General features: G+C 55.8%; 20 protein-coding genes. 4 read left to right on the plus strand and 16 right to left on the minus strand.

Going from position 1 to position 21,132, the window contains the following annotated elements; all coding sequences use genetic code 11:
* Window positions 1–15: 15 nt before the first annotated feature.
* From AAIR21_RS07865 to AAIR21_RS07875, 3 genes are read right to left on the minus strand one after another with little or no spacing between them, the layout of a single operon-like run.
* Window positions 16–978, minus strand: a complete 963-nt coding sequence (locus tag AAIR21_RS07865) for a lysylphosphatidylglycerol synthase domain-containing protein (RefSeq protein WP_014169227.1) — start codon at window positions 976–978, stop codon at window positions 16–18.
* The gene (gene clsB / locus AAIR21_RS07870; protein WP_014169228.1) at window positions 978–2,219 is read right to left on the minus strand and encodes a cardiolipin synthase ClsB; all 1,242 of its coding nucleotides are present in this window, start codon (window positions 2,217–2,219) and stop codon (window positions 978–980) included. The genes AAIR21_RS07865 and clsB overlap by 1 nt, the downstream gene beginning before the upstream one ends.
* Window positions 2,216–2,977: an endonuclease/exonuclease/phosphatase family protein gene (locus AAIR21_RS07875; protein WP_014169229.1), complete on the minus strand. Its 762-nt coding sequence runs from the start codon at window positions 2,975–2,977 to the stop codon at window positions 2,216–2,218. Before AAIR21_RS07875 ends, clsB begins: the two co-directional genes overlap by 4 nt.
* 133 nt (window positions 2,978–3,110) lie before the next feature.
* Between AAIR21_RS07875 and AAIR21_RS07880 the strand changes: the two genes are divergently transcribed.
* Window positions 3,111–3,521 (plus strand): YbhQ family protein, encoded by a 411-nt coding sequence (locus AAIR21_RS07880; protein ID WP_014169230.1) that lies wholly within the window; start codon window positions 3,111–3,113, stop codon window positions 3,519–3,521.
* Here AAIR21_RS07880 and AAIR21_RS07885 read toward each other — a convergent pair.
* The 5 genes from AAIR21_RS07885 to cecR are packed head-to-tail and all read right to left on the minus strand — an operon-like array spanning window position 3,483 to window position 9,123.
* Window positions 3,483–4,589 (minus strand): ABC transporter permease, encoded by a 1,107-nt coding sequence (locus AAIR21_RS07885; protein ID WP_014169231.1) that lies wholly within the window; start codon window positions 4,587–4,589, stop codon window positions 3,483–3,485. The two genes, AAIR21_RS07880 and AAIR21_RS07885, sit on opposite strands and share 39 nt — an antisense overlap.
* A 9-nt stretch (window positions 4,590–4,598) precedes the next feature.
* Window positions 4,599–5,732 carry an ABC transporter permease gene (locus AAIR21_RS07890; RefSeq protein WP_020884927.1) on the minus strand — a complete coding sequence of 378 codons (1,134 nt, stop codon included), beginning with the start codon at window positions 5,730–5,732 and terminating at the stop codon, window positions 4,599–4,601.
* A complete protein-coding gene (locus AAIR21_RS07895) occupies window positions 5,722–7,461 on the minus strand; it encodes an ATP-binding cassette domain-containing protein (RefSeq protein ID WP_014169233.1) in 1,740 nt (579 codons plus the stop codon). Before AAIR21_RS07895 ends, AAIR21_RS07890 begins: the two co-directional genes overlap by 11 nt.
* Entirely contained in the window at window positions 7,454–8,449 is a 996-nt protein-coding gene (gene hlyD / locus AAIR21_RS07900) for a secretion protein HlyD (RefSeq protein ID WP_014169234.1), read from the minus strand. Before hlyD ends, AAIR21_RS07895 begins: the two co-directional genes overlap by 8 nt.
* The gene (gene cecR / locus AAIR21_RS07905; RefSeq protein WP_047743855.1) at window positions 8,446–9,123 is read right to left on the minus strand and encodes a transcriptional regulator CecR; all 678 of its coding nucleotides are present in this window, start codon (window positions 9,121–9,123) and stop codon (window positions 8,446–8,448) included. Before cecR ends, hlyD begins: the two co-directional genes overlap by 4 nt.
* Before the next feature lie 237 nt (window positions 9,124–9,360).
* Between cecR and rhlE the strand changes: the two genes are divergently transcribed.
* Both rhlE and dinG read left to right on the plus strand, forming a co-directional pair.
* Entirely contained in the window at window positions 9,361–10,746 is a 1,386-nt protein-coding gene (gene rhlE, locus AAIR21_RS07910) for an ATP-dependent RNA helicase RhlE (protein ID WP_063934399.1), read from the plus strand.
* 96 nt (window positions 10,747–10,842) lie between these two features.
* Window positions 10,843–13,020 (plus strand): ATP-dependent DNA helicase DinG, encoded by a 2,178-nt coding sequence (gene dinG / locus AAIR21_RS07915; RefSeq protein WP_183516518.1) that lies wholly within the window; start codon window positions 10,843–10,845, stop codon window positions 13,018–13,020.
* On the opposite strand, the gene AAIR21_RS07920 is transcribed toward dinG, so the two are convergent.
* The 5 genes from AAIR21_RS07920 to AAIR21_RS07940 form a co-directional block, all read right to left on the minus strand.
* A complete protein-coding gene (locus tag AAIR21_RS07920) occupies window positions 13,007–13,510 on the minus strand; it encodes a fimbrial protein (protein ID WP_047366379.1) in 504 nt (167 codons plus the stop codon). The two genes, dinG and AAIR21_RS07920, sit on opposite strands and share 14 nt — an antisense overlap.
* Window positions 13,511–13,515: 5 nt before the next feature.
* Window positions 13,516–14,505, minus strand: coding sequence for a fimbrial protein (locus tag AAIR21_RS07925; RefSeq protein WP_044866821.1), 990 nt, complete (start codon window positions 14,503–14,505; stop codon window positions 13,516–13,518).
* A gap of 22 nt (window positions 14,506–14,527) precedes the next feature.
* A complete protein-coding gene (locus AAIR21_RS07930) occupies window positions 14,528–17,071 on the minus strand; it encodes a fimbria/pilus outer membrane usher protein (protein WP_410379974.1) in 2,544 nt (847 codons plus the stop codon).
* Window positions 17,072–17,097: 26 nt separating this feature from the next.
* On the minus strand, window positions 17,098–17,772 hold the full coding sequence (locus AAIR21_RS07935; RefSeq protein WP_032677726.1) for a fimbrial biogenesis chaperone: 675 nt from the start codon (window positions 17,770–17,772) through the stop codon (window positions 17,098–17,100).
* 68 nt (window positions 17,773–17,840) lie between these two features.
* Window positions 17,841–18,377 carry a fimbrial protein gene (locus AAIR21_RS07940; protein WP_079231247.1) on the minus strand — a complete coding sequence of 179 codons (537 nt, stop codon included), beginning with the start codon at window positions 18,375–18,377 and terminating at the stop codon, window positions 17,841–17,843.
* Between the two features lie 256 nt (window positions 18,378–18,633).
* Between AAIR21_RS07940 and ybiB the strand changes: the two genes are divergently transcribed.
* The gene (ybiB, locus tag AAIR21_RS07945; RefSeq protein ID WP_073395792.1) at window positions 18,634–19,596 is read left to right on the plus strand and encodes a DNA-binding protein YbiB; all 963 of its coding nucleotides are present in this window, start codon (window positions 18,634–18,636) and stop codon (window positions 19,594–19,596) included.
* 115 nt (window positions 19,597–19,711) lie between these two features.
* Here ybiB and ybiJ read toward each other — a convergent pair whose 3' ends face one another.
* The 3 genes from ybiJ to mcbA form a co-directional block, all read right to left on the minus strand.
* Window positions 19,712–19,972 carry a DUF1471 family protein YbiJ gene (ybiJ, locus tag AAIR21_RS07950; protein ID WP_020884917.1) on the minus strand — a complete coding sequence of 87 codons (261 nt, stop codon included), beginning with the start codon at window positions 19,970–19,972 and terminating at the stop codon, window positions 19,712–19,714.
* A gap of 285 nt (window positions 19,973–20,257) precedes the next feature.
* Entirely contained in the window at window positions 20,258–20,524 is a 267-nt protein-coding gene (locus AAIR21_RS07955; RefSeq protein WP_014169247.1) for a DksA/TraR family C4-type zinc finger protein, read from the minus strand.
* A 116-nt stretch (window positions 20,525–20,640) separates the two neighbouring features.
* The gene (mcbA, locus tag AAIR21_RS07960) at window positions 20,641–20,907 is read right to left on the minus strand and encodes a DUF1471 family periplasmic protein McbA (RefSeq protein WP_032677729.1); all 267 of its coding nucleotides are present in this window, start codon (window positions 20,905–20,907) and stop codon (window positions 20,641–20,643) included.
* Window positions 20,908–21,132: the final 225 nt, after the last annotated feature.

A 21,132-nucleotide genomic window follows, 5' to 3' on the forward strand; every position in this document is an offset into this window, starting at 1 on the left:
TTCCCTCGCCAGACCTCACTTCGCTAACGCTTTCTCATTCTTCGCCCGCAGTTTCTTCGCCCGACTCTCCAGCACCAGATAACACACCGTTGCCAGCGCCAGCGGCAGGAAGTAATAGAGCATACGGTAGGCCAGCAGGGCGGCAATAATCGTACCCTGTGAAACATGCTCTCCGGCGAGCAAGGCGATAAATACCGCCTCCAGCACCCCAATCCCCGCCGGAATATGCACGATCACGCCGGCAATGCTGCTGACCAGCAGCACGCCCAGCACAAAGAAGTAATTCACATCTTCACCAATGAGCATCCAGATAATCGCCCCCATCGCCATCCAGTTGGCGCTGGACACGGCCATCTGCAGGACCGCGAATTTCCACGAAGGCAGCACCAGTTTTTGCCCCTTGATGGTCATGTGTCGGCGTTTGGCAAAGGCGCAGGCCCAAAGATAGAGCGCAATGATGAGCAGTAATGCAAAGCCTAAAATCCGCAGCGTGGTTTCATCGATGTACCAGTGCGCAGGCAATTGCACCACGCCGATGGTGAAAATCACTCCGCCGAGCAGAATGTAACCCAGCCAGTTGGTGGTGATGCTGAGGGAAAAAATGCGCGTAATGGTCCCGCCCGGCAGGCCGAGGCGCGAGTAAAGGCGATAGCGCATGCCGATCCCGCCCACCCAGGTACTTAATGTCAGGTTAAAGGCGTAGCAGATAAACGACACCAGCATGACCTGGCGCTTCGCGAGCTTATGGCCGCAGTAGGCGCGGCCCAGCAGGTCATAGCAGCCGTACATGAGGTAGCTTACAATCACCAGCCCCACCGCGCCCAGCAGCACCAGCCGGTTATAGTTGCGGATAACTTTCCACACCTCTTCCCAGTCAACTTTCTGGGCGTAAACCACCAGCAGAACCGCGACGGCGATGAAAAACAGCCAGGTGAGGATCTTTTTAGCCAGCCGCCAGCGTGGATGTGATTTCGACATCAGGTTTTCCCTCCATCTTCCGCTTCAACGCGGTCCTGGGTTTCCATTTCGGGCTGGACAGGCGGATCCACCAGCGCAAGTTTTGGCGTGTGCGCCGGCAGCCAGCCCACCATCGCCGGGAAATGACGCAGGAAGTGGAACACCACCACGCTAATGCCCAGATTCCACCAGGTGCGTTTGGGCACCATGGATTCGTCCACGCGCACGCAGTCGTTCACGATCAACGCCTGCAGGTTATCCCTCAGAGTCTGGTTGAACTGGCGATCGTGGATGATCAGGTTAGCTTCAAGGTTCAGTGACAAACTCAGCGGATCGAGATTGCTGGAGCCCACGGTGGCCCAGTGATCGTCCATCAGGGCAACTTTGCCGTGCAGCGGCCGGCGGCGATATTCGTAAATTTGTACGCCACCTTTCACCAGATAGTTGTACAGCAGCCGGGCACCGATTTTGACAATCTGCATGTCCGGCTCGCCCTGAACAATGAGCTTCACGCGCACGCCGCGTCGGGCCGCATTGCGCATGGCATGCAGCAGGCGATAGCCCGGGAAAAAGTAAGCGTTGGCGATGATCACTTCGCGCTTCGCATTCGCCAGCATCTTCAGGTAATGCCGCTCAATGTCGTCCCGGTGCTCACCGTTATCCCGCCAGACAAACAGCGCCTGCGCTTCACCGGGGTGACGGTTCTCTTCCGGACGATGATGGCGGCGCTGCCACCAGCGGCGGGCAGCCTCTTTACCGGGCAGGTTTTCCAGCTCAAAGAGCAGGATATCCTGCACCACCGGTCCTTCAATGCGAATCGCGTAATCCTGCTTGGCTTCCGGGCCGTAATCGGACATATGTTCAGCGGAGTAGTTAATGCCGCCAACAAACGCTACCGTCTCATCCACCACCACAATTTTGCGGTGCATCCGGCGGAAAAGATTGGTACGCATGCCGAAAAGGCGAGGACCAGGATCGTAATAACGGAACACGACGCCTGCTGAGGTGAGCTCATTGACGAACGCATCGCTGAGGTCCGGTGAGCCATAGCCATCCAGCAGCACTTCGATTTTGACGCCACGCAGGGCAGCACGCAGCAGCACGCTGTGCAACTGCTTACCGACGTCGTCTTCGAACCAGATAAACGTTTCAAGGATCACTTTCTGCTTTGCGTGGTCAATCGCGTCAAACACCGCGGGGTAATATTCATCCCCGTTGACCAGCAGCGTGATCCGGTTGCCTTCCTGCCATGAACATTTCATAAGTGGATCTCCGCGCTGAGCGGCGCATGGTCGGAAAGATGTCGCCAGTTAAGTAACGCCAGTGCGGTCGGGCTGCTGGCATGGGCGTTTTTCACGTAGATTCTGTCGAGTCGCAAAAACGGGAACCGTACCGGAAAGGTGCGTGCAGGCCTGCCGTTTGCACGGGTGAAAATCTCCTCAAGTCCGGCATCAACCTTCAACGGATGGTTAGCCCGCTGCCGCCAGTCGTTGAAATCACCGGCCACGACCACAGGTTCACCTTCGGGCAGGGCATTGGTCCATTCGGCCAGCATTTTTAGCTGTGCCTGGCGATGGGCTTCGCGCAGGCCCAGATGAACACAGCCCACGTGCACCGGGAACGCCAGGTCCGGCGGGGCGATACGGCAGTAAAGCAGCCCGCGTTTTTCACTTTCACCCACAGAGACGTCGCGGTTCTCGTAATGTTCGATGGGAAAACGTGACAGCACCGCATTACCGTGATGCCCTTCCGGGTACACCGCGTTGCGCCCGTAGGCGTAATCACTCCACATGGTGTCGGCCAGGAATTCGTAGTGCGGGGTGTCCGGCCAGTTTTCAAAGTGAAGCGGATGCACTTCGTGCGCGCCCATGACTTCCTGAAGACAGACAATGTCCGCGCTGACGGTGCGAACCGCGTCGCGTAGCTCCGGTAAAATGAAGCGGCGGTTAAATGCTGTGAAGCCTTTATGAATGTTTATCGTCAGCACTTTAAGCGAGAAATGCTGCATTTTTTTGGTCATACGTTCCTTCCAGGGTGACTATCCCGATGAAAATAAAGTGTAGTAGGCGTCACAAAAAGATGCGGTGTTACGGAATTTTCCGTAAAGTGCGGTAGTCTGATTAAGCAGAGAAAAATCCTTCAGGAGAGAAGCCATGAAGTGGCAACAACGCGTTCGTGTCGCAACTGGCCTGAGTTGCTGGCAGATAATGTTGCATTTACTGGTCGTGGCCGTACTGGTGATGGGCTGGATGAGCGGCACGCTGGTGCGGGTCGGCTTAGGGCTATGCGTCCTCTATGGCGTCACCGTACTGTCGATGCTGTTTTTACAGCGCCACCACGAAGCACGCTGGCGTGAGGTGGGTGATGTGCTCGAAGAGCTCACCACCACCTGGTACTTTGGTGCGGCGATGATTGTGCTTTGGTTGCTGTCGCGTGTGCTGCAAAACAACCTGCTGCTGGCCCTGGCCGGTCTGGCAATCCTCGCAGGGCCTGCCGTGGTCTCGTTACTGACCAAAGAGAAAAAGCTACGCGATGTTTCGTCTAAACATCACGTACGCCACTGAGCCCGTCGTGGCCGCTATGATCAGTAGCGGCCACAAACTTCCCCAGACAATGTCCAGACTCGCATCCTTCAGATAGATCTGCTTGGTGATATCCGTGAAGTGCCGAATCGGGTTTATCCACGTCAAATCCTGTAACCATACCGGCATGTTCTCGACGGGCGAGACGTAGCCCGAAAGCAAAATCGCCGGCATCATAAAGACGAACACGCCAATAAATGCCTGCTGCTGGGTAGAGCAGAGCGCGGAAATCAGCAGTCCAAACCCGACCAGCGACAGCCCGTAAATCACCATCGTGAAGTAGAACAGCGCCAGCGAACCGGCGAACGGGATCTGGTAGGCCCATATTCCCACGCCCAGCACGATGGTGGCCTGGAAGGTCGCGACAATCAGCGCCGGAACCGCTTTGCCGACGAAAATTTGCCATGTTGCGAGCGGGGAAACCAGCAGCTGATCGAGCGTCCCCTGTTCGCGCTCACGGGCGACGGAGAGCGACGTTACGATCATCACTCCGATGGTGGTGATCATGGCGATCAGCGATGGCACCACGAACCATTTGTAATCCAGATTCGGGTTATACCAGTTGCGCACCACCAGCTCGCTGTTGTTGGGTTTCGGTTTCCCGTCCATCAACTCCTGTTGGTAATCTTTCACCACCTGCTGAAGATAGTTGGCTGCAATCTGGGCGCTGTTGGAGTTGCGCCCGTCGAGGATTAACTGCATTGGTGCCGTCTGGAAGGTATCCAGGTTGCGGGAAAAATCGGCCGGAAAACGCACCAGCAATAACGCTTTTTGCGTATCGATGGTGGGCTGGATCTCCTGCGGGCTTTTCAGTAGCAGGATGTGGGTAAAAGCCTTCGCGCGGGCGAAACGCTGCGTCAATTCGACAGAATGTTTGCCGTTATCTTCGTTGTAGATAGCAATGGTGGCGTTAGTCACCTCCAGCGTGGCGGCAAACGGGAAGAGCAACACCTGAAGCAACACCGGTAATACCAGAATGGCGCGCGTCTGCGGCTCGCGCAGCAGCGACTGCAGCTCTTTGCGTATCAATGTCCATAAACGGTGAAACATGTTCGCTCCTTAATCCAGACGCCGTTTGGTCTTTATCCACGTCAGCCCAATAAACATCGTTGCCGATGCCAGCAAAAACAGCGTGTTGATGATCAGCACCACCGGAATATTCCCCGCCAGGAACAGGCTTTGCAGCGTACTCACGAAGTAACGCGCCGGAATAATGTAGGTCACGGCACGGATCACGGCGGGCATGCTGTCTATCTGGAAAATAAACCCGGACAGCATAATCGACGGTAAAAAGGCGGCGTTCAGGGCCACCTGCGCGGCGTTGAACTGATTACGGGTGATGGTGGAGATAAGCAGCCCCATCCCGAGGGTGCTCAGTAAAAACAGACTGGTGATAAAGAACAGCACCACCAGCGATCCGCGGTACGGCACGCCGAGGATAAACACCGAGACCAGCATGCAGAGCAGCATCGCCAGCATGCCGAGGAAGTAGTAGGGGATAAGCTTACAGAGCAGCAGTTCAACCCGTGTGACCTCGGTAGACAGCAGCGCTTCCATGGTGCCGCGTTCCCACTCGCGGGCAATCACCAGCGAGGTCAAAATGGCGCCAATAACCGTCATGATGATGGTCACTGCACCCGGGATAATAAAATGCTGGCTAATGGCCGCAGGGTTAAACCAGTAGCGCGTCTGCACGTCGATCAGCGGTTCGAAGGTTTCCCCGCGATCTTCGGCGCGCTGCATTTGCCACAGCTGCCAGATGCCCTCCACATAGCCTTGTACAAAATTCGCGGTGTTTGGCTCGCTGCCGTCGGTGATCACCTGCACCGGCGCACTGGCATCGGTGCGCGCCATGTTGGCGGCAAAATCCACCGGGATCACCACCAGCCCGCGTATCTTCCCGGCCTGCATCATCTGGATTAACGCCTGCCGGTTGTCGCTGATGGTGGCGTCGATGTAAGGGGAGCCGGTCATGGTGTGGGTGAAATCAAGCGCCTCTTCGCTCTGCTGCTCCAGCAAAATCCCGACCCGCAGTTTGCTGGAGTCGAGGTTGATCCCGTAGCCAAAGATAAAGAGCAGCAGCAGGGGGATCACCACAGCGATCAGCCAGCTGCTGGGGTCACGCACGATCTGGCGCGTCTCTTTGATACACAACGCACGCACCCTGCGCCACGAAATGGCGTTATTGCGCATGGGCATTCTCCTTATCCCAGTCGTGGATGAGGGTAATAAACGCCTGTTCCATGGTCGGGTCCGGCACCTCATCATCGGCGGCCTGTTCTTTCAGGTCGTCCGGCGTACCGTGGGCAATCAGCTTGCCGCGATACACCAGCCCGATGCGGTCGCAGTATTCCGCCTCATCCATAAAGTGGGTGGTTACCATGACCGTGACCCCTTTCTCCACCATGCTGTTAATATGCAGCCAGAACTCGCGGCGGGTGAGGGGGTCAACGCCGGACGTCGGCTCATCGAGAAACAGGATATCGGGCTCATGCATTAATGAGCAGGCCAGCGCCAGCCGCTGCTTGAAGCCGAGCGGCAGTTCGTCGGTGGCATGGGAAGCAATGCCCGTCAGGCCAAAGGCCTCGCTCATGCGGTGGATTTTCTCGTTCTGCGCGCGGCCCCGCAGGCCGTACACGCCGGAGAAAAAGCGCAGGTTCTGCTCGACCGTCAGGTTGCCATACAGCGAGAATTTCTGCGCCATATAGCCCAGATGCTGACGCGCCTTGCCGGAGCTGACCTTCAGGTCCATGTCAAGCACCAGCGCTTTCCCCGAGGTCGGTACCAGCAGGCCGCACATCATCTTAAAGGTGGTCGATTTCCCGGCGCCGTTTGGCCCGAGCAGGCCAAAAATCTCACCGCGTTTCACCGCGAAATTGACGTTATCGGTGGCGGCAAAATCCCCAAATTTTTTGGTGAGGGATTTGGCCTCAATCACCGTTTCACCCGGCGTACCTTCAACCGTGTGCAGGATCGCGGCGAGGGGGGATTCTGATGTCCCTGCGCCGCCGAGCAGATCGATAAACGCATCTTCAAAGCGGGGCGCGGTCTCCTCCATCTCAATTTCAGGCATACCCGGTGCACGGCGTATATCGTCCGCGGTCGCCTCTTTCGTGAGGATCACGCGCACCGAACGGCCCTGAATCATTCCATCGCTGACCTGAGGTAGCTTTAGCACCCGCTGCAGCAGCTGACGGTTGGAGGCCTGGGCGCTGTGCAACAGGAAGCTGCGACCAGCCATGCTCTGCGTCAGCGTGGTCGGCTCTCCCTGATAAAGCAGCTCACCTTCGTTCATCAGCAGAACGTCACGGCACTGTTCCGCTTCATCAAGGTACGAGGTGCTCCAGAGGATCAGCATCCCATCGCCGGCTAACTCATGCACCATCTGCCACAGCTCGCGGCGCGAAATCGGGTCGACGCCCACGCCGGGTTCATCGAGCAAGAGAACTTTCGGCTCGCCCACCAGCGTACAGGCCAGCCCCAGCTTTTGTTTCATCCCGCCGGAGAGCTTGCCCGCCAGCCGGTCGGTGAAGGGGCCAAGCGAGGTAAATTCCAGCAAACGGGCAAAGGTCTTCTGACGGGCTTCGCCAGTGACGCTGCGCAGGTCAGCATACAGATTGAGATTTTCCATCACCGTCAGGTCTTCATACAGACCAAACTTCTGCGGCATATAGCCCAGCATGGCATGGAGCGCGCCATCGTCTTTAATCGGGTCGAGTCCGAGCACGCTGGCGGTTCCTTCATCGGGCTTTAACAAACCCGCCAGCATCCGCATCAGCGTCGTTTTGCCTGCGCCGTCCGGGCCAACCAGCCCGGTCACATAGCCTTTCTGAATGGTACAGTTCAGAGGGGCGACGGCAGGTTTTTCCATTCCCGCGAAGCGTTTGACCAGATTGTTGAGCTGAATAACCGCGTCATTCATGTCGTTCCCCGTCGCTGACTTTTACGGTGACAGGCATGCCCTGACGCAGCGCGTCGTCGGCATCGGTCACGATGATGCGCAGGCGATAAACCAGGTCGGTACGCAGATCCGGCGTTTCAACCGTTTTGGGGGTGAATTCAGCCGTCGGTGACACAAAGCCAACTTTGCCATGATACGGTTTATCCGGCCGACCGTCGGTGTAGAGCAGCAGCTCGCGGCCCGGCTGCATCTGGCCGAGATTAGGCTCATCAATGTAGGCGCGCACCCATACCGGACGCGTCAGAGAAAGCGTCAGGACGGTGCTCCCCGCGCTTAACATGCTGCCCGGCTCCACGGCGCGGGTCATCAGCGTGCCGTCAGACGGGGCAATGAGCGTGGTATCGTGCAGATCCAGTTCCGCCTGTGCCAGCTGCGCCTGCGCCTGTTCCAGGCTGGCTTTTGCCTGGGCGATGTCCTGCGGGCGATTACCGGTGTGGTACTGGCTTAATTTATCCTGGGCGGATTTCAGCGTCGCCTGGGCCTGGTCGCGGGAGGAGCGGGCGTTTTCCAGGTCGTTGGCGGAAATGGTGCGGCTTTTCCACAGCCCCTGCTGGCGGGCATAGAAGTTTTGTGCGTAGTCATAGGCGGCCTGCGCCTGTTTGACCGCGGCGGCGGCCTGAGCAATCTCTTCGTCACGGTAGCCGGCCAGCATCAGGTCATATTGCGCCTGCGCCACGGAAACGCCTGCTTTCGCCTGCATCAGCGCGTTCTCGTACGGGGCCTTGTCGAGCATCCCCAGCATCTGACCGGTTTTGATGGTATCGCCTTCATCAACGGTGAGGGAGGCCAGGCGCCCCCCGACGCGGAAACTCATATTCACGGTGCGAATATCGACGTTACCGTACAGCGTCAGGCCTCTGTCCTGGTGACTTTGATACCACAGCCAGCCGCCGATACCTGCGGCAAGCAGAACAACGACCACCAGAATGATGGCGACAGGTTTTTTCATGACTTCAGGCTCCTTTGCGTTAAGCCTTGCAGGATCAGATCGAGATGACAGGTGATGACCTGGCTAATCTGCGCGGCTTTATCCTCATCAAATTGTGTCCAGCCGGTGCGTAACAGGATCGTTTCGCGCCCAAGACGGAAGGCGAGAATTTCACCCAGCAGGGCGTGGGTATGCAAAATAGTCTCGGTATCGTCGGCGTCTCGTCCGGTATAGGCCGCGATCAGCCGGGTCAGGTGCGTATGCATCGGAGCAATCACCTGATCGTGCACTCGCTGGTAAGCCGCCGTAGGGGAGAGCTGCTCACGGGAGATGAACTTACTCAGGCTCAGCGTCTCGTCGTGGGTCAGCAGGCGAATCATATTGTCGCAGGCGCTGATAATCAGCTGCCTGATGGCGGCGCGATCCGGCGACGGCTGGCTCAATAGCCCGCTGGCCTCTTCAACGTGTGGCCGAAAATGGTTACCGATAAAGTCGGCGATCCACTGGGCACAGGCGAGGTACAAATCCTCTTTTGAGCCAAAATAGTAGGTGATAGCCGCAATGTTTTGCCCGGCCTGCGCCGCGATGTCCCGCGTGGTGGCATGCAGACCATATTCGCCAAACTGCGCCAGCGCGGCGGCAATAAGCTGGTTTCTGGCCTGTTCACCTTTCGATGTCGTTGGGGTCGTATTCATGGCGGTTTTAAAAATTAATCAATCGATTGATTAACATTATGCCCGGTTGCCCATTTTGTCCAGTGACCACACGGTGGGAAATCTTTCGTCAACGCAGCGCCGCGGGATATTTTATGCGCCACGTCACAAAACCTGCTACACTCCGCTGCTTCACGACATTGTGGTTTTTGTCCTTCCCTATTCGTTATATCTCCCTGAAAACTACACCTGTGATGGTCGGGGCGGTTCGGAGTTTTTATGTCTTTTGATTCCCTTGGCCTGAACCCTGAAATTTTGCGCGCTATCGCAGAGCAGGGCTACGTCGAGCCAACCCCAATCCAGCAGCAGGCTATTCCGGCCGTTCTGCAGGGCCGCGACCTGATGGCCAGCGCCCAGACCGGTACCGGTAAGACCGCGGGTTTTACCCTGCCGCTGTTAGAGCTGCTGGTAAAAAATCAGCCGCATGCCAAAGGACGTCGTCCGGTGCGTGCCCTGATCCTCACCCCAACGCGTGAGCTGGCGGCCCAGATTGGTGAGAACGTGCGTGAGTACAGCCGCTATCTCAACATTCGCTCGCTGGTGGTTTTCGGTGGAGTAAGCATTAACCCGCAGATGATGAAGCTGCGCGGTGGCGTGGACGTGCTGGTGGCAACGCCGGGTCGTCTGTTGGATCTTGAGCACCAGAATGCCCTGAAGCTTGATAGCATCGAAATCCTGGTGCTGGACGAAGCTGACCGCATGCTGGATATGGGCTTTATCCACGACATTCGTCGCGTGCTGGCTAAGCTGCCACCGCGTCGTCAGAACCTGCTGTTCTCTGCCACCTTCTCTGATGAGATCAAGGCGCTGGCGGAAAAACTGCTGCATAACCCGCTGGAAGTGGAAGTGGCGCGCCGCAACACCGCCTCTGAGCAAATTACCCAGCACGTGCACTTCGTTGATAAAAAACGTAAGCGGGAACTGCTCTCCCATATGATTGGTCAGGGCAACTGGCAGCAGGTGCTGGTCTTTACCCGTACCAAGCACGGCGCTAACCATCTGGCGGAACAACTGAATAAAGACGGTATCCGCAGCGCGGCGATCCACGGCAACAAAAGCCAGGGGGCACGTACCCGCGCGCTGGCTGAATTTAAATCCGGTGACATTCGCGTCCTGGTTGCGACCGACATTGCTGCCCGCGGTCTGGATATTGAAGAGCTGCCGCACGTCGTCAACTACGAGCTGCCAAACGTACCGGAAGACTATGTTCACCGTATCGGTCGTACCGGTCGTGCGGCGGCAACCGGTGAAGCGCTCTCGCTGGTGTGTGTGGATGAACACAAACTGCTGCGTGATATCGAACGCCTGCTAAGAAAAGAGATCCCGCGCATCGAAACCCCGGGCTATGACGTGGACCCGTCCATCAAGGCGGAGCCTATTCAGAATGGCCGTCAGGGCGGCGGCGGTCGTGGTCAGGGTGGCGGGGGGCGCAGTCAGCAGCCGCGTCGTTCTGAAGGCGGTGCACCGAAAGCCGCGGGCAAACCTCCGCGTCGTAATACAGAGGCTAAGCCAGGCGGTGAAAGCCCATGGCGTAGCGGCGAGGGGAAACCGGCAGGGGAAGGGCAGCGCCGACGCCGCCCGCGTAAACCTGCTAACCCGCAGTAATCTGGAAGCCCGGTCGTAAAGCCGGGCTTTTCTTTTGCGGCAGCGGAAAGAAAGTGCCACAATAGTGGCTGTTTATACAGTATTTCAGGTCCTCCGATGGCTTTAACCGCGGCGCTCAAAGCGCAAATTGGCGCCTGGTATAAGGCGCTACAACAGCAGATCCCCGATTTTATCCCCCGAGCGCCTCAGCGGCAGATGATTGCTGATGTGGCAAAAACGCTCTCCGGGGACGACGGACGACATCTGGCGATTGAAGCCCCGACGGGTGTCGGGAAAACCCTTTCGTATTTAATCCCGGGCATTGCCATCGCGCGGGAAGAGCAAAAAACGCTGGTGGTCAGCACCGCTAACGTGGCCCTGCAGGATCAAATCTTCAGCAAAGACCTGCCGCTGCTGCGCAAAATCATCCCTGAACTGCGATTTACAGCCGCCTTTGGCCGCGGGCGTTATGTGTGTCCGCGCAATCTCGCGGCTCTCGCCAGCAGTGAGCCCTCTCAGCAGGATCTGCTGGCCTTCCTGGATGATGAACTGACGCCGAACAACAAAGCGGAACAGGAGCAGTGCGCGAAGCTAAAAACCGAGCTCGACAGCTACAAGTGGGACGGCCTTCGCGATCACACCAGCCATGCCATCAGCGATGATTTATGGCGCAGGCTCAGCACCGATAAAGCCAGTTGCCTTAACCGCAACTGCCACTACTACCGCGAGTGCCCGTTCTTTGTCGCACGGCGGGAGATTCAGGAAGCGGAGGTGGTTGTCGCTAACCACGCGCTGGTCATGGCCGCGCTGGAGAGTGAGGCCGTCCTGCCGGAGCCCAAAAACCTGCTGCTGGTGCTCGATGAAGGCCACCATTTGCCGGATGTGGCGCGGGATGCGCTGGAAATGAGCGCCGAAATCACCGCGCCGTGGTTCCGCCTGCAGCTGGATCTGTTCTGCAAGCTGGTGGCGACCTGTATGGAGCAGTTCCGCCCGAAAACCACGCCGCCGCTGGCGGTGCCCGAGCGGCTGAGCGAACATTGCGAAGCGGTCTACAGCCTTATTGCTTCCCTGAATAACATCCTCAATCTTTATCTCCCGGCGACCCAGGACGCAGAGCACCGCTTTGCGATGGGAGAGCTGCCCGACGAGGTGATGGAGATCTGCCAGCAGCTGGCGAAGCACCTTGAAAAGCTGCGCGGGCTGGCGGAGATGTTCTTAAACGATCTCAGTGAGAAAACCGGTAGCCACGACGTGGTGCGTTTGCACCGCATTCTGCTGCAGATGAACCGTGCGTTGGGCATGTTCGAAGCCCAGAGCAAGCTCTGGCGTCTGGCCTCGATGGCGCAGGCGTCCGGAGCGCCGGTCACCAAATGGGCAACCCGTGACGTGAAAGACGGACAGGCGCACCTGTTTTTCCACTGCGTGGGGATTCGTGTTGCCGATCAGCTGGAAAAGCTTATCTGGCGCAGCGTGCCGCACGTGGTAGTGACTTCCGCGACGTTGCGTTCCCTGAACAGTTTCTCCCGTTTACAGGAGATGAGCGGGCTGAAAGAGAAAGCCGGCGACCGTTTTGTGGCGCTGGATTCGCCGTTTAACCACTGTGAACAGGGCAAGCTGGTCATTCCGCGCATGAAGTATGAGCCGCTTATCGACAACGAAGAACAGCACATTGCCGAAATGGCAGCGTATTTCCGCGAGCAGCTGGAGAGTGAAAAATATCCCGGCATGCTGGTCCTGTTTGCCAGTGGAAGGGCGATGCAGCGTTTTCTGGAGCACGTTACCGACCTGCGATTGCTGTTGCTGGTGCAGGGCGATCAGCCCCGCTACCGGCTGGTAGAGCTGCACCGCAAACGCATTGATAACGGGGAACGTAGCGTACTGATCGGGCTGCAGTCATTCGCGGAGGGGCTGGATCTGAAGGGGGATTACCTGACGCAGGTGCATATCCATAAAATCGCCTTCCCGCCCATCGACAGCCCGGTCGTCATCACCGAAGGTGAATGGCTCAAAAGCCTCAATCGCTATCCGTTCGAGGTCCAAAGCTTACCCGCGGCATCGTTTAATCTGATTCAGCAGGTGGGGCGTCTCATCCGTAGCCACAGCTGCTGGGGAGAGGTGGTGATTTATGACAAACGTCTGCTCACCAAAAACTACGGCCAGCGGTTACTCAACGCTCTGCCTGTTTTTCCGATTGAACAGCCGGACGTGCCCGACGTTAAAAAACGTCCGGCAAAACCTGCCGCCGGGCGGCGTAAAAGCATCCGTACGAAGGGGCGCGGGCCTACTGGTAAGTAAAGGTCACCTGGACCACGCTGTTAAACGTTCCGGCGGTGACGGGCAATGCGCTGGCATAATAGCGGGCAGCCAGAGGAAACGTTGCCGTGTGGTCCACTGAGTTAACCGGAACGTTAAAGGCTGCCTGCGGGGCAATGAGTATATTGTCCTGGCGGTCTGCCAGTTCCAGAGCCAACCCTTTCGCACTGCCGATATTGGCGAATTTTGTCGGGTGCGTACTGTCGGCCTGACCATAGAAAAAGGCGGTCGCCAGCGCAAGTGTGGGAGGGCAATGTGAGACCGAGAGCGTAAAGTCTTTCCACGCGCCGGTATCGCCCACATTTTTAAAATCCCCTGTTACCGCCTGGCCTAAATCCACCGTCAGGTTGCGGCTGGCGCTGTCAATAATGCAGGTGTTGGCGTAAATATTGCCTGTCATCTGGATCTGAATATCGTCCGCCTGTGCCCGGACAATCAAGCCGAGAATCAGGATCGCAAGTGTCTTTTTCATGTTGGTCACTTATAAGCCAGAGTGATCGTCGCCACGGTATTGGCCGGCCCCGGTGTCACCACGTTGCTGACCTGTTCGTAACGAACCTCGAACGGTATTCGCAGGGTTTCGTTGGCGATGGCCTGGCTTCGGGTACTGACATAGGTGTCAAAGGTGGCGAGATGGTCATCAAAGAGCATTCTCACGCCCACGCCGGTTGCCATGCCGTTCTGCTGAGTCAATTTGATCACCCCTTCGAATGCCGTTTCGTAGCCGTTTGCGCTGGTCACCTTTAGCTCAGGCTGGACGGTGCTGTCGCAATTAATCGTGACGTCAAAGTTTTGTGCAGGGCTGGATAGCAACCCGATACTGATAAAATCACTGACGGGAAAATCGCCCAGGTTCACGGTGAGATTTTTAGGCAGGACAGAGCAGGTAACCGTTTCGAGATTCACATTGCCCGCATAGGAAATCGTATTAGGATCGCTGATGCCTTCATGCTGATAAACCCCGACACCAAATTTAGACTCCGCCTGAGAAAGCGAACCTGATTTGACCGTATTGCTCGTTTTCACCAGTTCCAGCGTGACATTAAAGTTAAAGGCCTCAGAAATGTCGTTGGAGACATAGCCCAGCGGCGTGCCGCTTGAATTACAGTAAATTCCCCCGGCACCGGTAATTCGCTGGCCTTTGTCATTCATCAGCGCTACGCCAATTCCTTCCAGCCCTGATTCATACACCCCAGAAAGACCGGGGATCTCCAGACCTGCGCCGTAATAGCACGCAACAATCGGAAGCCCGAAGTCAGAAGGGTTATAGCAGTTGCCCGCTACGTGAACGGTCTGCTCGGTGCCCGGAATGGTGGCACCTACCGGCAACGTGCTTGAGACGGATACGGAGGCCACATTAATCTGTTTTGGCAGATCGGAGGAGGTACAGAGCGCGTTAGCATGTGGCATAAATAACGCGGCGGTTCCCAGGACCAGGAAGAAAAAGCACTGTTTAATCATTTGCATAATGGTTTGCCTGAACGGTGAATCAGTGGCACTGCGCAGCAGCGTTAAGGATGTTGGTTTTCTCTGTCTCATCCGTAAGGACGTAGTCGGCCTCGCAGTGCTCGCTCGCATCCTGTCCCCAGGTGACGGCGAGATGCCCTTGCTTTGGCAGGCCGGAGAGATAGGTCTGGCCGTCATTGCCGACAATAAATTCGCTGTCCTTATCCTCCGTTGTTACCGTCGCACCGAAGGGCAGCGGTTTACCGTTGTGCGTCAGCGTCATCAGGACCCGGCTGCCCACGCGGGTATTAAAGCTGGCGCGCACCACGGCCCCGCGTGTCGGGGTAACAACGTACGCTGCGTGCGTCACGTCGGCCTCGTCGGGCAGGGTTTCGGTATCCAGCGCAATGGTATTGTGGCGATAAGGGGTAACAAACGGCACGACGGTATAGCCGCGGAAGTCGGTCTCAACGCCCGTCTGATTGGCGATATGGGTACCGTGTGTTCCCGGTGCTTTCACCAGCGCAATGGTCTCTCCGAGCGGCTGGCTCAGGGTTATCCCGTTGGCGTGCACGATCGCGCCACCCTGCAGCCCGACGTTTACGGTTTGCTGATATTTATCCTGGCTTACCCCGCCGCTCACTTCGCCATAGGTCGCTTTATAATCGGCGTTCATGCTTGTGGAGCTTCCGCTACCGGTGCTGCTCAGCCCCTCCTGAATATTCCAGTTCAGGTTGTCTCCCTTCAGCGCGGTACCGTTAAGGCCGATGTTCTGCGTCGTACCGTCTTTGGTGTTGTTGAGGTTGTAGGTGGCCCAGGTGTTATGCATCCAGCGATCCAGTGGAACGGAGACGTTTAACGAGAACTGGTTGTCGTTCATCACATCCTCACCGTTCGTATCGCTGTCCTGGGTGTTTTTGTTCATGCTGTAGCTCAGGCTGTAGCTGACGCCGTGCCAGCTGTTGTTGTAGCTGACGCTCATGGAGGTCATATCCTGGCTCTGGCTCCAGTAGGTCTCTTTGACCAGGCTCAGGGTGACAGAGCCCCAGCCCGCGGGCAGCGTCTGGTCGACGGTGGCTTCCGTTCGGGCACGTCGCTGCTGCGGCGCAGACCCGTTGTCTGAACGGGTGTAAGACTCCATCGTGTCTTCCAGGGTGTAAAACCCTTTGCTGTTGTAGCGATAGCCCGCCAGGGAGAAGTGAGTGCCCGAGGCGACAAAATCTTTGCTGTAGCGAACGCGCCAGGAGCGGCCTTTGCTGGCCTGCTGCTTTTTCAGCAGCGCTTTGGCGCGGGTGACATCAAGGGAGAAAGCACCCAAATCGCCCAGGTTTTTCCCGACGCCCAGCGCCCGGGACTGATAATGGCGACTCTGCTGCGCACCACCGTAGGCGGTGAAACCCAATGGCATGCCGTAGATGGCGCTGCCCTCGGCAAACGGGGTTTGTTCGACGTCCTTGTCGTAAGACCGGTAACGCCCGGCGGTCACGCTGTAGCGGAGATTCTTTTCACGCTGCAGGACCGGGACCGAGGCGTAAGGCACGACAAAGTGACTTTCGCTGCCGTCGGTCTCTTTCACGGTGACCTGCAGATCGCCGCTGCTGCCGGTGGGATAGAGATCGTTAATTTCAAACGCACCGGGTGCAACCGTGTTCTGATAAATGACGTAACCGTTCTGACGAACCATCACCAGCGCATTGCTGTGGGCAGTGCCGCGAATAATCGGCGCATAGCCTTTTTCACTGTCCGGGAGCATGTCGGTATCGGATTTCAGCTCAACCCCGGTATAGGGCACGCTGTCGAAAACGTCCGACGGGGAGGTGCTTTGCCCGACGGTCATATCGCTTTTCATCGCCACGATATCGCGTTGAGCATAGGTGTAGACGGAGGAGAACCTGTGCTCTTCCTCGTTGCCCGTTGTGCTGCGATTCCACGTGGAATAATTGCGTATGCGCCAGGCCCCCACATTGAGGCCCGGGCGCAGGTTAACGTACTGGCTGCTGTTATCCTGCTCTCCCTGCACACGGGCATGGCTCTGGCTGGCGGTGGCGCTGTAGTTCAGCAGACCTGCGGTGATCCCTTCGTCGAACGTTTTCGGGTCGATATACCCGCGCGGGACCTGGCCCAGCGCCGTTTGTGGAATACTGAGCAACAGTTGCTGATGTCGAACCTGAAACGTTGCGGATGCCGCGGGAATGGCGCTTATATCGGCGCACTGGCCTTTAGCCATCAGCGCGGGATACTGCCGGGTTTTGATCCCAAGGTTTTTTAGCTCATCCAGGCTAAAGCAGGGTTGAAGAGAATGATTGCCCTGCGCGTCTTTTATTAATTTGAACGTGACATCACGGGTATCAATTTTATTATTGTTGATGAAAATGTTGACCTGATATTTCCCGGGGGCTTGTCCCGGTCCTTTTTCATAAACAGACAGGTCGGTTTTCCCCTGTTGAGGATTATCAATATCCAGTAATGCCGGGTTGAAATAATCATCAGCCATAACCTGCTGCGCAAAGATCGCCAGTGCCAGGCCACATAAAATGACCAGCATTGAAGAAAGGCGATGGATGAACGGCTTTTTATGGCTGTACATGATGATATTAATAGCCTGAGTGGGTGTTAATGAACGGATGCCGACCAGGTCTGACTGATGCTGCCGTAATCAGTAATAATGGAGTAGGTGACGGTCGACCCGCTGGCATTATCGGGTAAGGCAAAGTGCGTTTCCGTTTTGGGGACTGCCCAGGTGGCTTTATCCACTTTATGGCCGTTAAGCATCACCGTCTGGAAATTCATATAGAAAGGCGTCGGGTTATTCACAACCAGGTCGTGACCTTCACGATGCCACTGAAGCTTGTCCGCCACAGCCTCGGGTTTGCCTGTTATTGCTGACGGGCGATACAACAATTTAATGCGTGTATTAATGGCAATCTGCAGGGTATTTACCCCTTCGACGTGCTTTGACGAGGGAATAGCTTTGATATTAAGCCAGTAAAGAGATTCACGATCCTCGGGCAAATTTCCGCCGGTGCGCACGACACGCAGGACGTTATCCTCTTTCGCATCGAGACGAAACAGCGGTGGGGTGATCAGGAAGGGGGCTTTAGCCGGGTTTTTACCGCCAGAATCAACCCAGGACTGTACCAGATAATCCGTGGCATCTGGGTTTGAAAGACCCAGAGACGACTCCTTTTTGTCGCCCTGATAGACCAGGCGTGTGCCATTAATAACGACACCGGCATGGGAAGTGGCGGCTACCAGTAAAAGAGCACTCAGTAAATAACCGTGGCGCATAAAGGTATCTCAATAAAAGAAGAGATATTAACTCTCAGAACAGAGCTAATATCTCAGGATGGATAATATCAGTTATAAATAACGGTGAAGGTCGACACGGCGTTTGCCAGTCCTGCGGTGATTGCGGCCTGGGTCTGAATATAACGGGCTCCAAACTCCAGGTTATTGACCGCCGTACCGGAGGCTAACGGATATTGCTGAGAGGGCGTATACAAACTCACCGGTTGCTCAGACGCGTCCACCAGTTGAATAGCGACACCTGTTGCAGCATCTACATCCGGCGTTAATGCCAGCGTAGTGTTGTTATCCGGATCCGGCGTGCCGCCGAAGTTAATGGCGGCGGAAGTCACGGTCTCCGGGCAATTCTTTAATTGAATATCAAACTTGGTTAATGTGCTGGTAGATCCAGCCCCGGTAAATACCGTTTTAGACACTTTGCCTAACTGAACATTTAATGGATTACTTAACCCGTTCACTACCTGACAAGCAGAATCAATAATTTCACCGGTGAAGTTAATCTGACCTTCACCGTTTGTTGCCGCAAATGCGGATGCAGAACATCCTGCCGTTGTGGCGATAAATAAACCTATAGCAACCTTGTTCATAACAAATCCTGGTATGTTTCTGGTGAGAACGTTGCCTGGACGTTTTCACCGTTGACCTTAAATGATTTTCCGTTGGTTATTTAATCAGAAACGGGTGGGGTAAGAATCTTCAACGGCAATCACAAATAATTGAAATAGTGCTTGAGTTTCTTTTTTCATCATAAAAACAGAAGGATGATCCGGTTCAAAAACACTAACGGCCAGACGTTCTTCAGGGCTATATTGTTAACAAGATGAAGCTGTCAGGAGAGATGTCGTGGATTATCGCAAAATTATCAAAGAGGTAGGACGAGGGAAAAATCATGCCCGCGATCTGGACCATGAAACCGCTCGTGCGCTCTATACGCATATGCTCAACGGTGACGTACCCGACCTTGAAATGGGCGGTATCCTGATAGCGCTGCGTATCAAAGGAGAAGGCGAAGCGGAGATGCGTGGCTTCTACGAAGCAATGCAGGCGCAGACCCTGCGCTTAAACGCGCCAGTGGCAAAACCGATGCCGATTGTGATCCCGAGCTATAACGGGGCACGCAAGCAGGCCAACCTGACGCCGCTGCTCGCTATTTTATTGCACAAGCTGGGCTTCCCGGTGGTGGTGCATGGTGTAAGCGAAGATCCAACCCGCGTGCTGACCGAAACGATTTTCGGCATGCTGGGTATCGAACCCACACGGCATGCCGGCCAGGCACAGGCGAAGCTTGATGGCCATCAGCCGGTTTATATCCCTGTCGGAGCCCTTTGCCCCCCGCTGGAGAAGCAGCTGGATATGCGCTGGCGCATGGGCGTGCGTAACAGCGCGCATACGCTGGCGAAACTGGCTACGCCGTTTGGCGAAGACGCGGCGCTGCGTCTTTCCAGCGTCTCTCACCCGGAGTACGTGACGCGCGTGGGGAAATTCTTTGAAGACATAGGCGGCAGGGCCTTGTTGATGCACGGCACGGAAGGCGAGGTGTATGCTAACCCGCAGCGCTGCCCACAGATGATGCTGATTGATTCCGCTGGCACGCGCGCCATTCTCGAGCGAGGGGAAGAGCGTTCCGACGCGATCCTGCCTGACGCAAAAGATCCGCATACCACCGCCCACTGGATTGAGCAGTGCCTGGCCGGAAAGGTTCCGGTACCGCACGCGATCAAGTTGCAGATGGCCTGTTGCCTGCTGGCGACCGGTGAAGTTGAATCCGTAGAGGCAGGGATGGAACGCGTCGGGGAGATGTTTTAAGCCCAAAAAAAAGCCCGTCCAGTGGCGGACGGGCAAGCAAGGGTAACAACAACAGGGTCAATGAGGGTTGGAGCAGCTCACCAGAGGGTATGGCGAGGGTGGAGCATTCAGTCAATTACTTATAGATAACCGCAGTACCGCTCAGTTTGTTATTGGTGTTCGCGGAGGTGATGGTGTATCCGCTTGCACCGGCAGCAGCAGCTTTCTCAGCCAGTTTCGCTTCCAGACCGTCCAGAGTGGTCGCGCCTTCAGCACTTACCACACCGAGTTTGTTCATGCTCTGCGCCTGAGATGGAGACACAGGTTCTGCAGCAAAAGCGCCGAAAGACAGAGCGGACAGGGCAACAGCAGCAACAGCATATTTGATGGTTTTCATAATTAATCTCTCGCAGGTGATTCTGTTAAGGGGACGATGTTCCGTCGATGTGATAAGTATCACGTTTTTTTATGCGAGAGAAAATCGAAGAGAATTGACGTGGTTGCTCAAAAAAATTGAATGACAAATAACTTATTGAATATTAATAAATTCAGAGGACGACTTTACACTTCTTGTAGCTGCGCTTTACAGAAGCGACGAGAAGGGCACATTTTGCTACGCGGTTCACAAAAAACCGTGAGCGTAAAGGTAACCGCTTGCGCCGTTAACTTCGGTAAAGGAAAGTCAACGTAGCTGGCTGTCTTTCGATCCTCTGCGATTATATCCTGAGTGCGCGCTATTTTTCGAATCTTTCTCCTGCTGGCAGGCGATGCATAACCGCACGCCCGGTATGGCTTTGCGCCGCGCTTCCGGGATCACTTCTCCACACTCTTCACATTCATAGAGACTTTCACCGCGCGGAATTTCACCGCGAGCGCGCGCAACCGCATCTTCAATTGTACTGTTGATTTGTTCGTTAACGGCGTCATCATTCGCCCAACCGGAAGCCATGGTTTACTCCTGGGATCTGTTAAGCCCTGTTTTTACTATGGGGTGAAAAAACGTGCAGTCAAGGCAGAAGGAACTGCATCTGTCAGGCAGATGCAGTTTGTTTATAGAAAGAGACGTTATTTATAAATGGTCGCCGTGCCATACATATGGTTATCCCCGCCCGCGGCGTTAACCACGAAACCTTTAGCCCCTTCCTGGCGGGCTTTTTCGGCGAGTTTATTCTGGAGATCGTCAAGGTTACTTGCGCGGCTTACCGAGACGGTGCCCGCAGGCTTAAGCTGGCTGGTGTCTGTATTGTCGGTCAATGACTGTACCGCCATGGCAGAGAATGACGCGGTAGCCAGTGCACCCGCGAGAACAACAAGGGTCAGGTATTTTTTCATAATCACATCCTCATGAGGAAACAACAGGTGATTCCCTTTAAGTTTAGAAGCCTGGCGAGTGTGATTTAGCGCAAAAATTTGATGATGATCTGCTTATTTTTTGAACGATAAAAACTGACGTTTTACTGACAGATCATAGACATAAAGGTGTTTGATTTATGACGGGTTTTTGAGCGTCGCAGAGAAATATTTACCGTTGAGCCTGCAAAGGGTATCTTACGCCGC

Origin of the sequence: Enterobacter sp. PTB (assembly GCF_051130085.1) — a bacterium.
GTDB lineage: Bacteria > Pseudomonadota > Gammaproteobacteria > Enterobacterales > Enterobacteriaceae > Enterobacter > Enterobacter ludwigii.

Excerpts from the sequence above, each read along its gene's own strand:
- AAIR21_RS07940 (WP_079231247.1), bottom strand. The coding sequence starts at position 18,377 with ATGAACAAGGTTGCTATAGGTTTATTTATCGCCACAACGGCAGGATGT.
- rhlE (WP_063934399.1), top strand. The coding sequence starts at position 9,361 with ATGTCTTTTGATTCCCTTGGCCTGAACCCTGAAATTTTGCGCGCTATC.
- AAIR21_RS07935 (WP_032677726.1), bottom strand. The coding sequence starts at position 17,772 with ATGCGCCACGGTTATTTACTGAGTGCTCTTTTACTGGTAGCCGCCACT.
- AAIR21_RS07865 (WP_014169227.1), bottom strand. The coding sequence starts at position 978 with ATGTCGAAATCACATCCACGCTGGCGGCTGGCTAAAAAGATCCTCACC.
- clsB (WP_014169228.1), bottom strand. The coding sequence starts at position 2,219 with ATGAAATGTTCATGGCAGGAAGGCAACCGGATCACGCTGCTGGTCAAC.
- hlyD (WP_014169234.1), bottom strand. The coding sequence starts at position 8,449 with ATGAAAAAACCTGTCGCCATCATTCTGGTGGTCGTTGTTCTGCTTGCC.
- AAIR21_RS07880 (WP_014169230.1), top strand. The coding sequence starts at position 3,111 with ATGAAGTGGCAACAACGCGTTCGTGTCGCAACTGGCCTGAGTTGCTGG.
- AAIR21_RS07955 (WP_014169247.1), bottom strand. The coding sequence starts at position 20,524 with ATGGCTTCCGGTTGGGCGAATGATGACGCCGTTAACGAACAAATCAAC.
- dinG (WP_183516518.1), top strand. The coding sequence starts at position 10,843 with ATGGCTTTAACCGCGGCGCTCAAAGCGCAAATTGGCGCCTGGTATAAG.
- AAIR21_RS07885 (WP_014169231.1), bottom strand. The coding sequence starts at position 4,589 with ATGTTTCACCGTTTATGGACATTGATACGCAAAGAGCTGCAGTCGCTG.
- mcbA (WP_032677729.1), bottom strand. The coding sequence starts at position 20,907 with ATGAAAAAATACCTGACCCTTGTTGTTCTCGCGGGTGCACTGGCTACC.
- AAIR21_RS07920 (WP_047366379.1), bottom strand. The coding sequence starts at position 13,510 with ATGAAAAAGACACTTGCGATCCTGATTCTCGGCTTGATTGTCCGGGCA.
- AAIR21_RS07930 (WP_410379974.1), bottom strand. The coding sequence starts at position 17,071 with ATGTACAGCCATAAAAAGCCGTTCATCCATCGCCTTTCTTCAATGCTG.
- AAIR21_RS07925 (WP_044866821.1), bottom strand. The coding sequence starts at position 14,505 with ATGCAAATGATTAAACAGTGCTTTTTCTTCCTGGTCCTGGGAACCGCC.
- AAIR21_RS07890 (WP_020884927.1), bottom strand. The coding sequence starts at position 5,732 with ATGCGCAATAACGCCATTTCGTGGCGCAGGGTGCGTGCGTTGTGTATC.
- cecR (WP_047743855.1), bottom strand. The coding sequence starts at position 9,123 with ATGAATACGACCCCAACGACATCGAAAGGTGAACAGGCCAGAAACCAG.
- AAIR21_RS07895 (WP_014169233.1), bottom strand. The coding sequence starts at position 7,461 with ATGAATGACGCGGTTATTCAGCTCAACAATCTGGTCAAACGCTTCGCG.
- AAIR21_RS07875 (WP_014169229.1), bottom strand. The coding sequence starts at position 2,977 with ATGACCAAAAAAATGCAGCATTTCTCGCTTAAAGTGCTGACGATAAAC.
- ybiJ (WP_020884917.1), bottom strand. The coding sequence starts at position 19,972 with ATGAAAACCATCAAATATGCTGTTGCTGCTGTTGCCCTGTCCGCTCTG.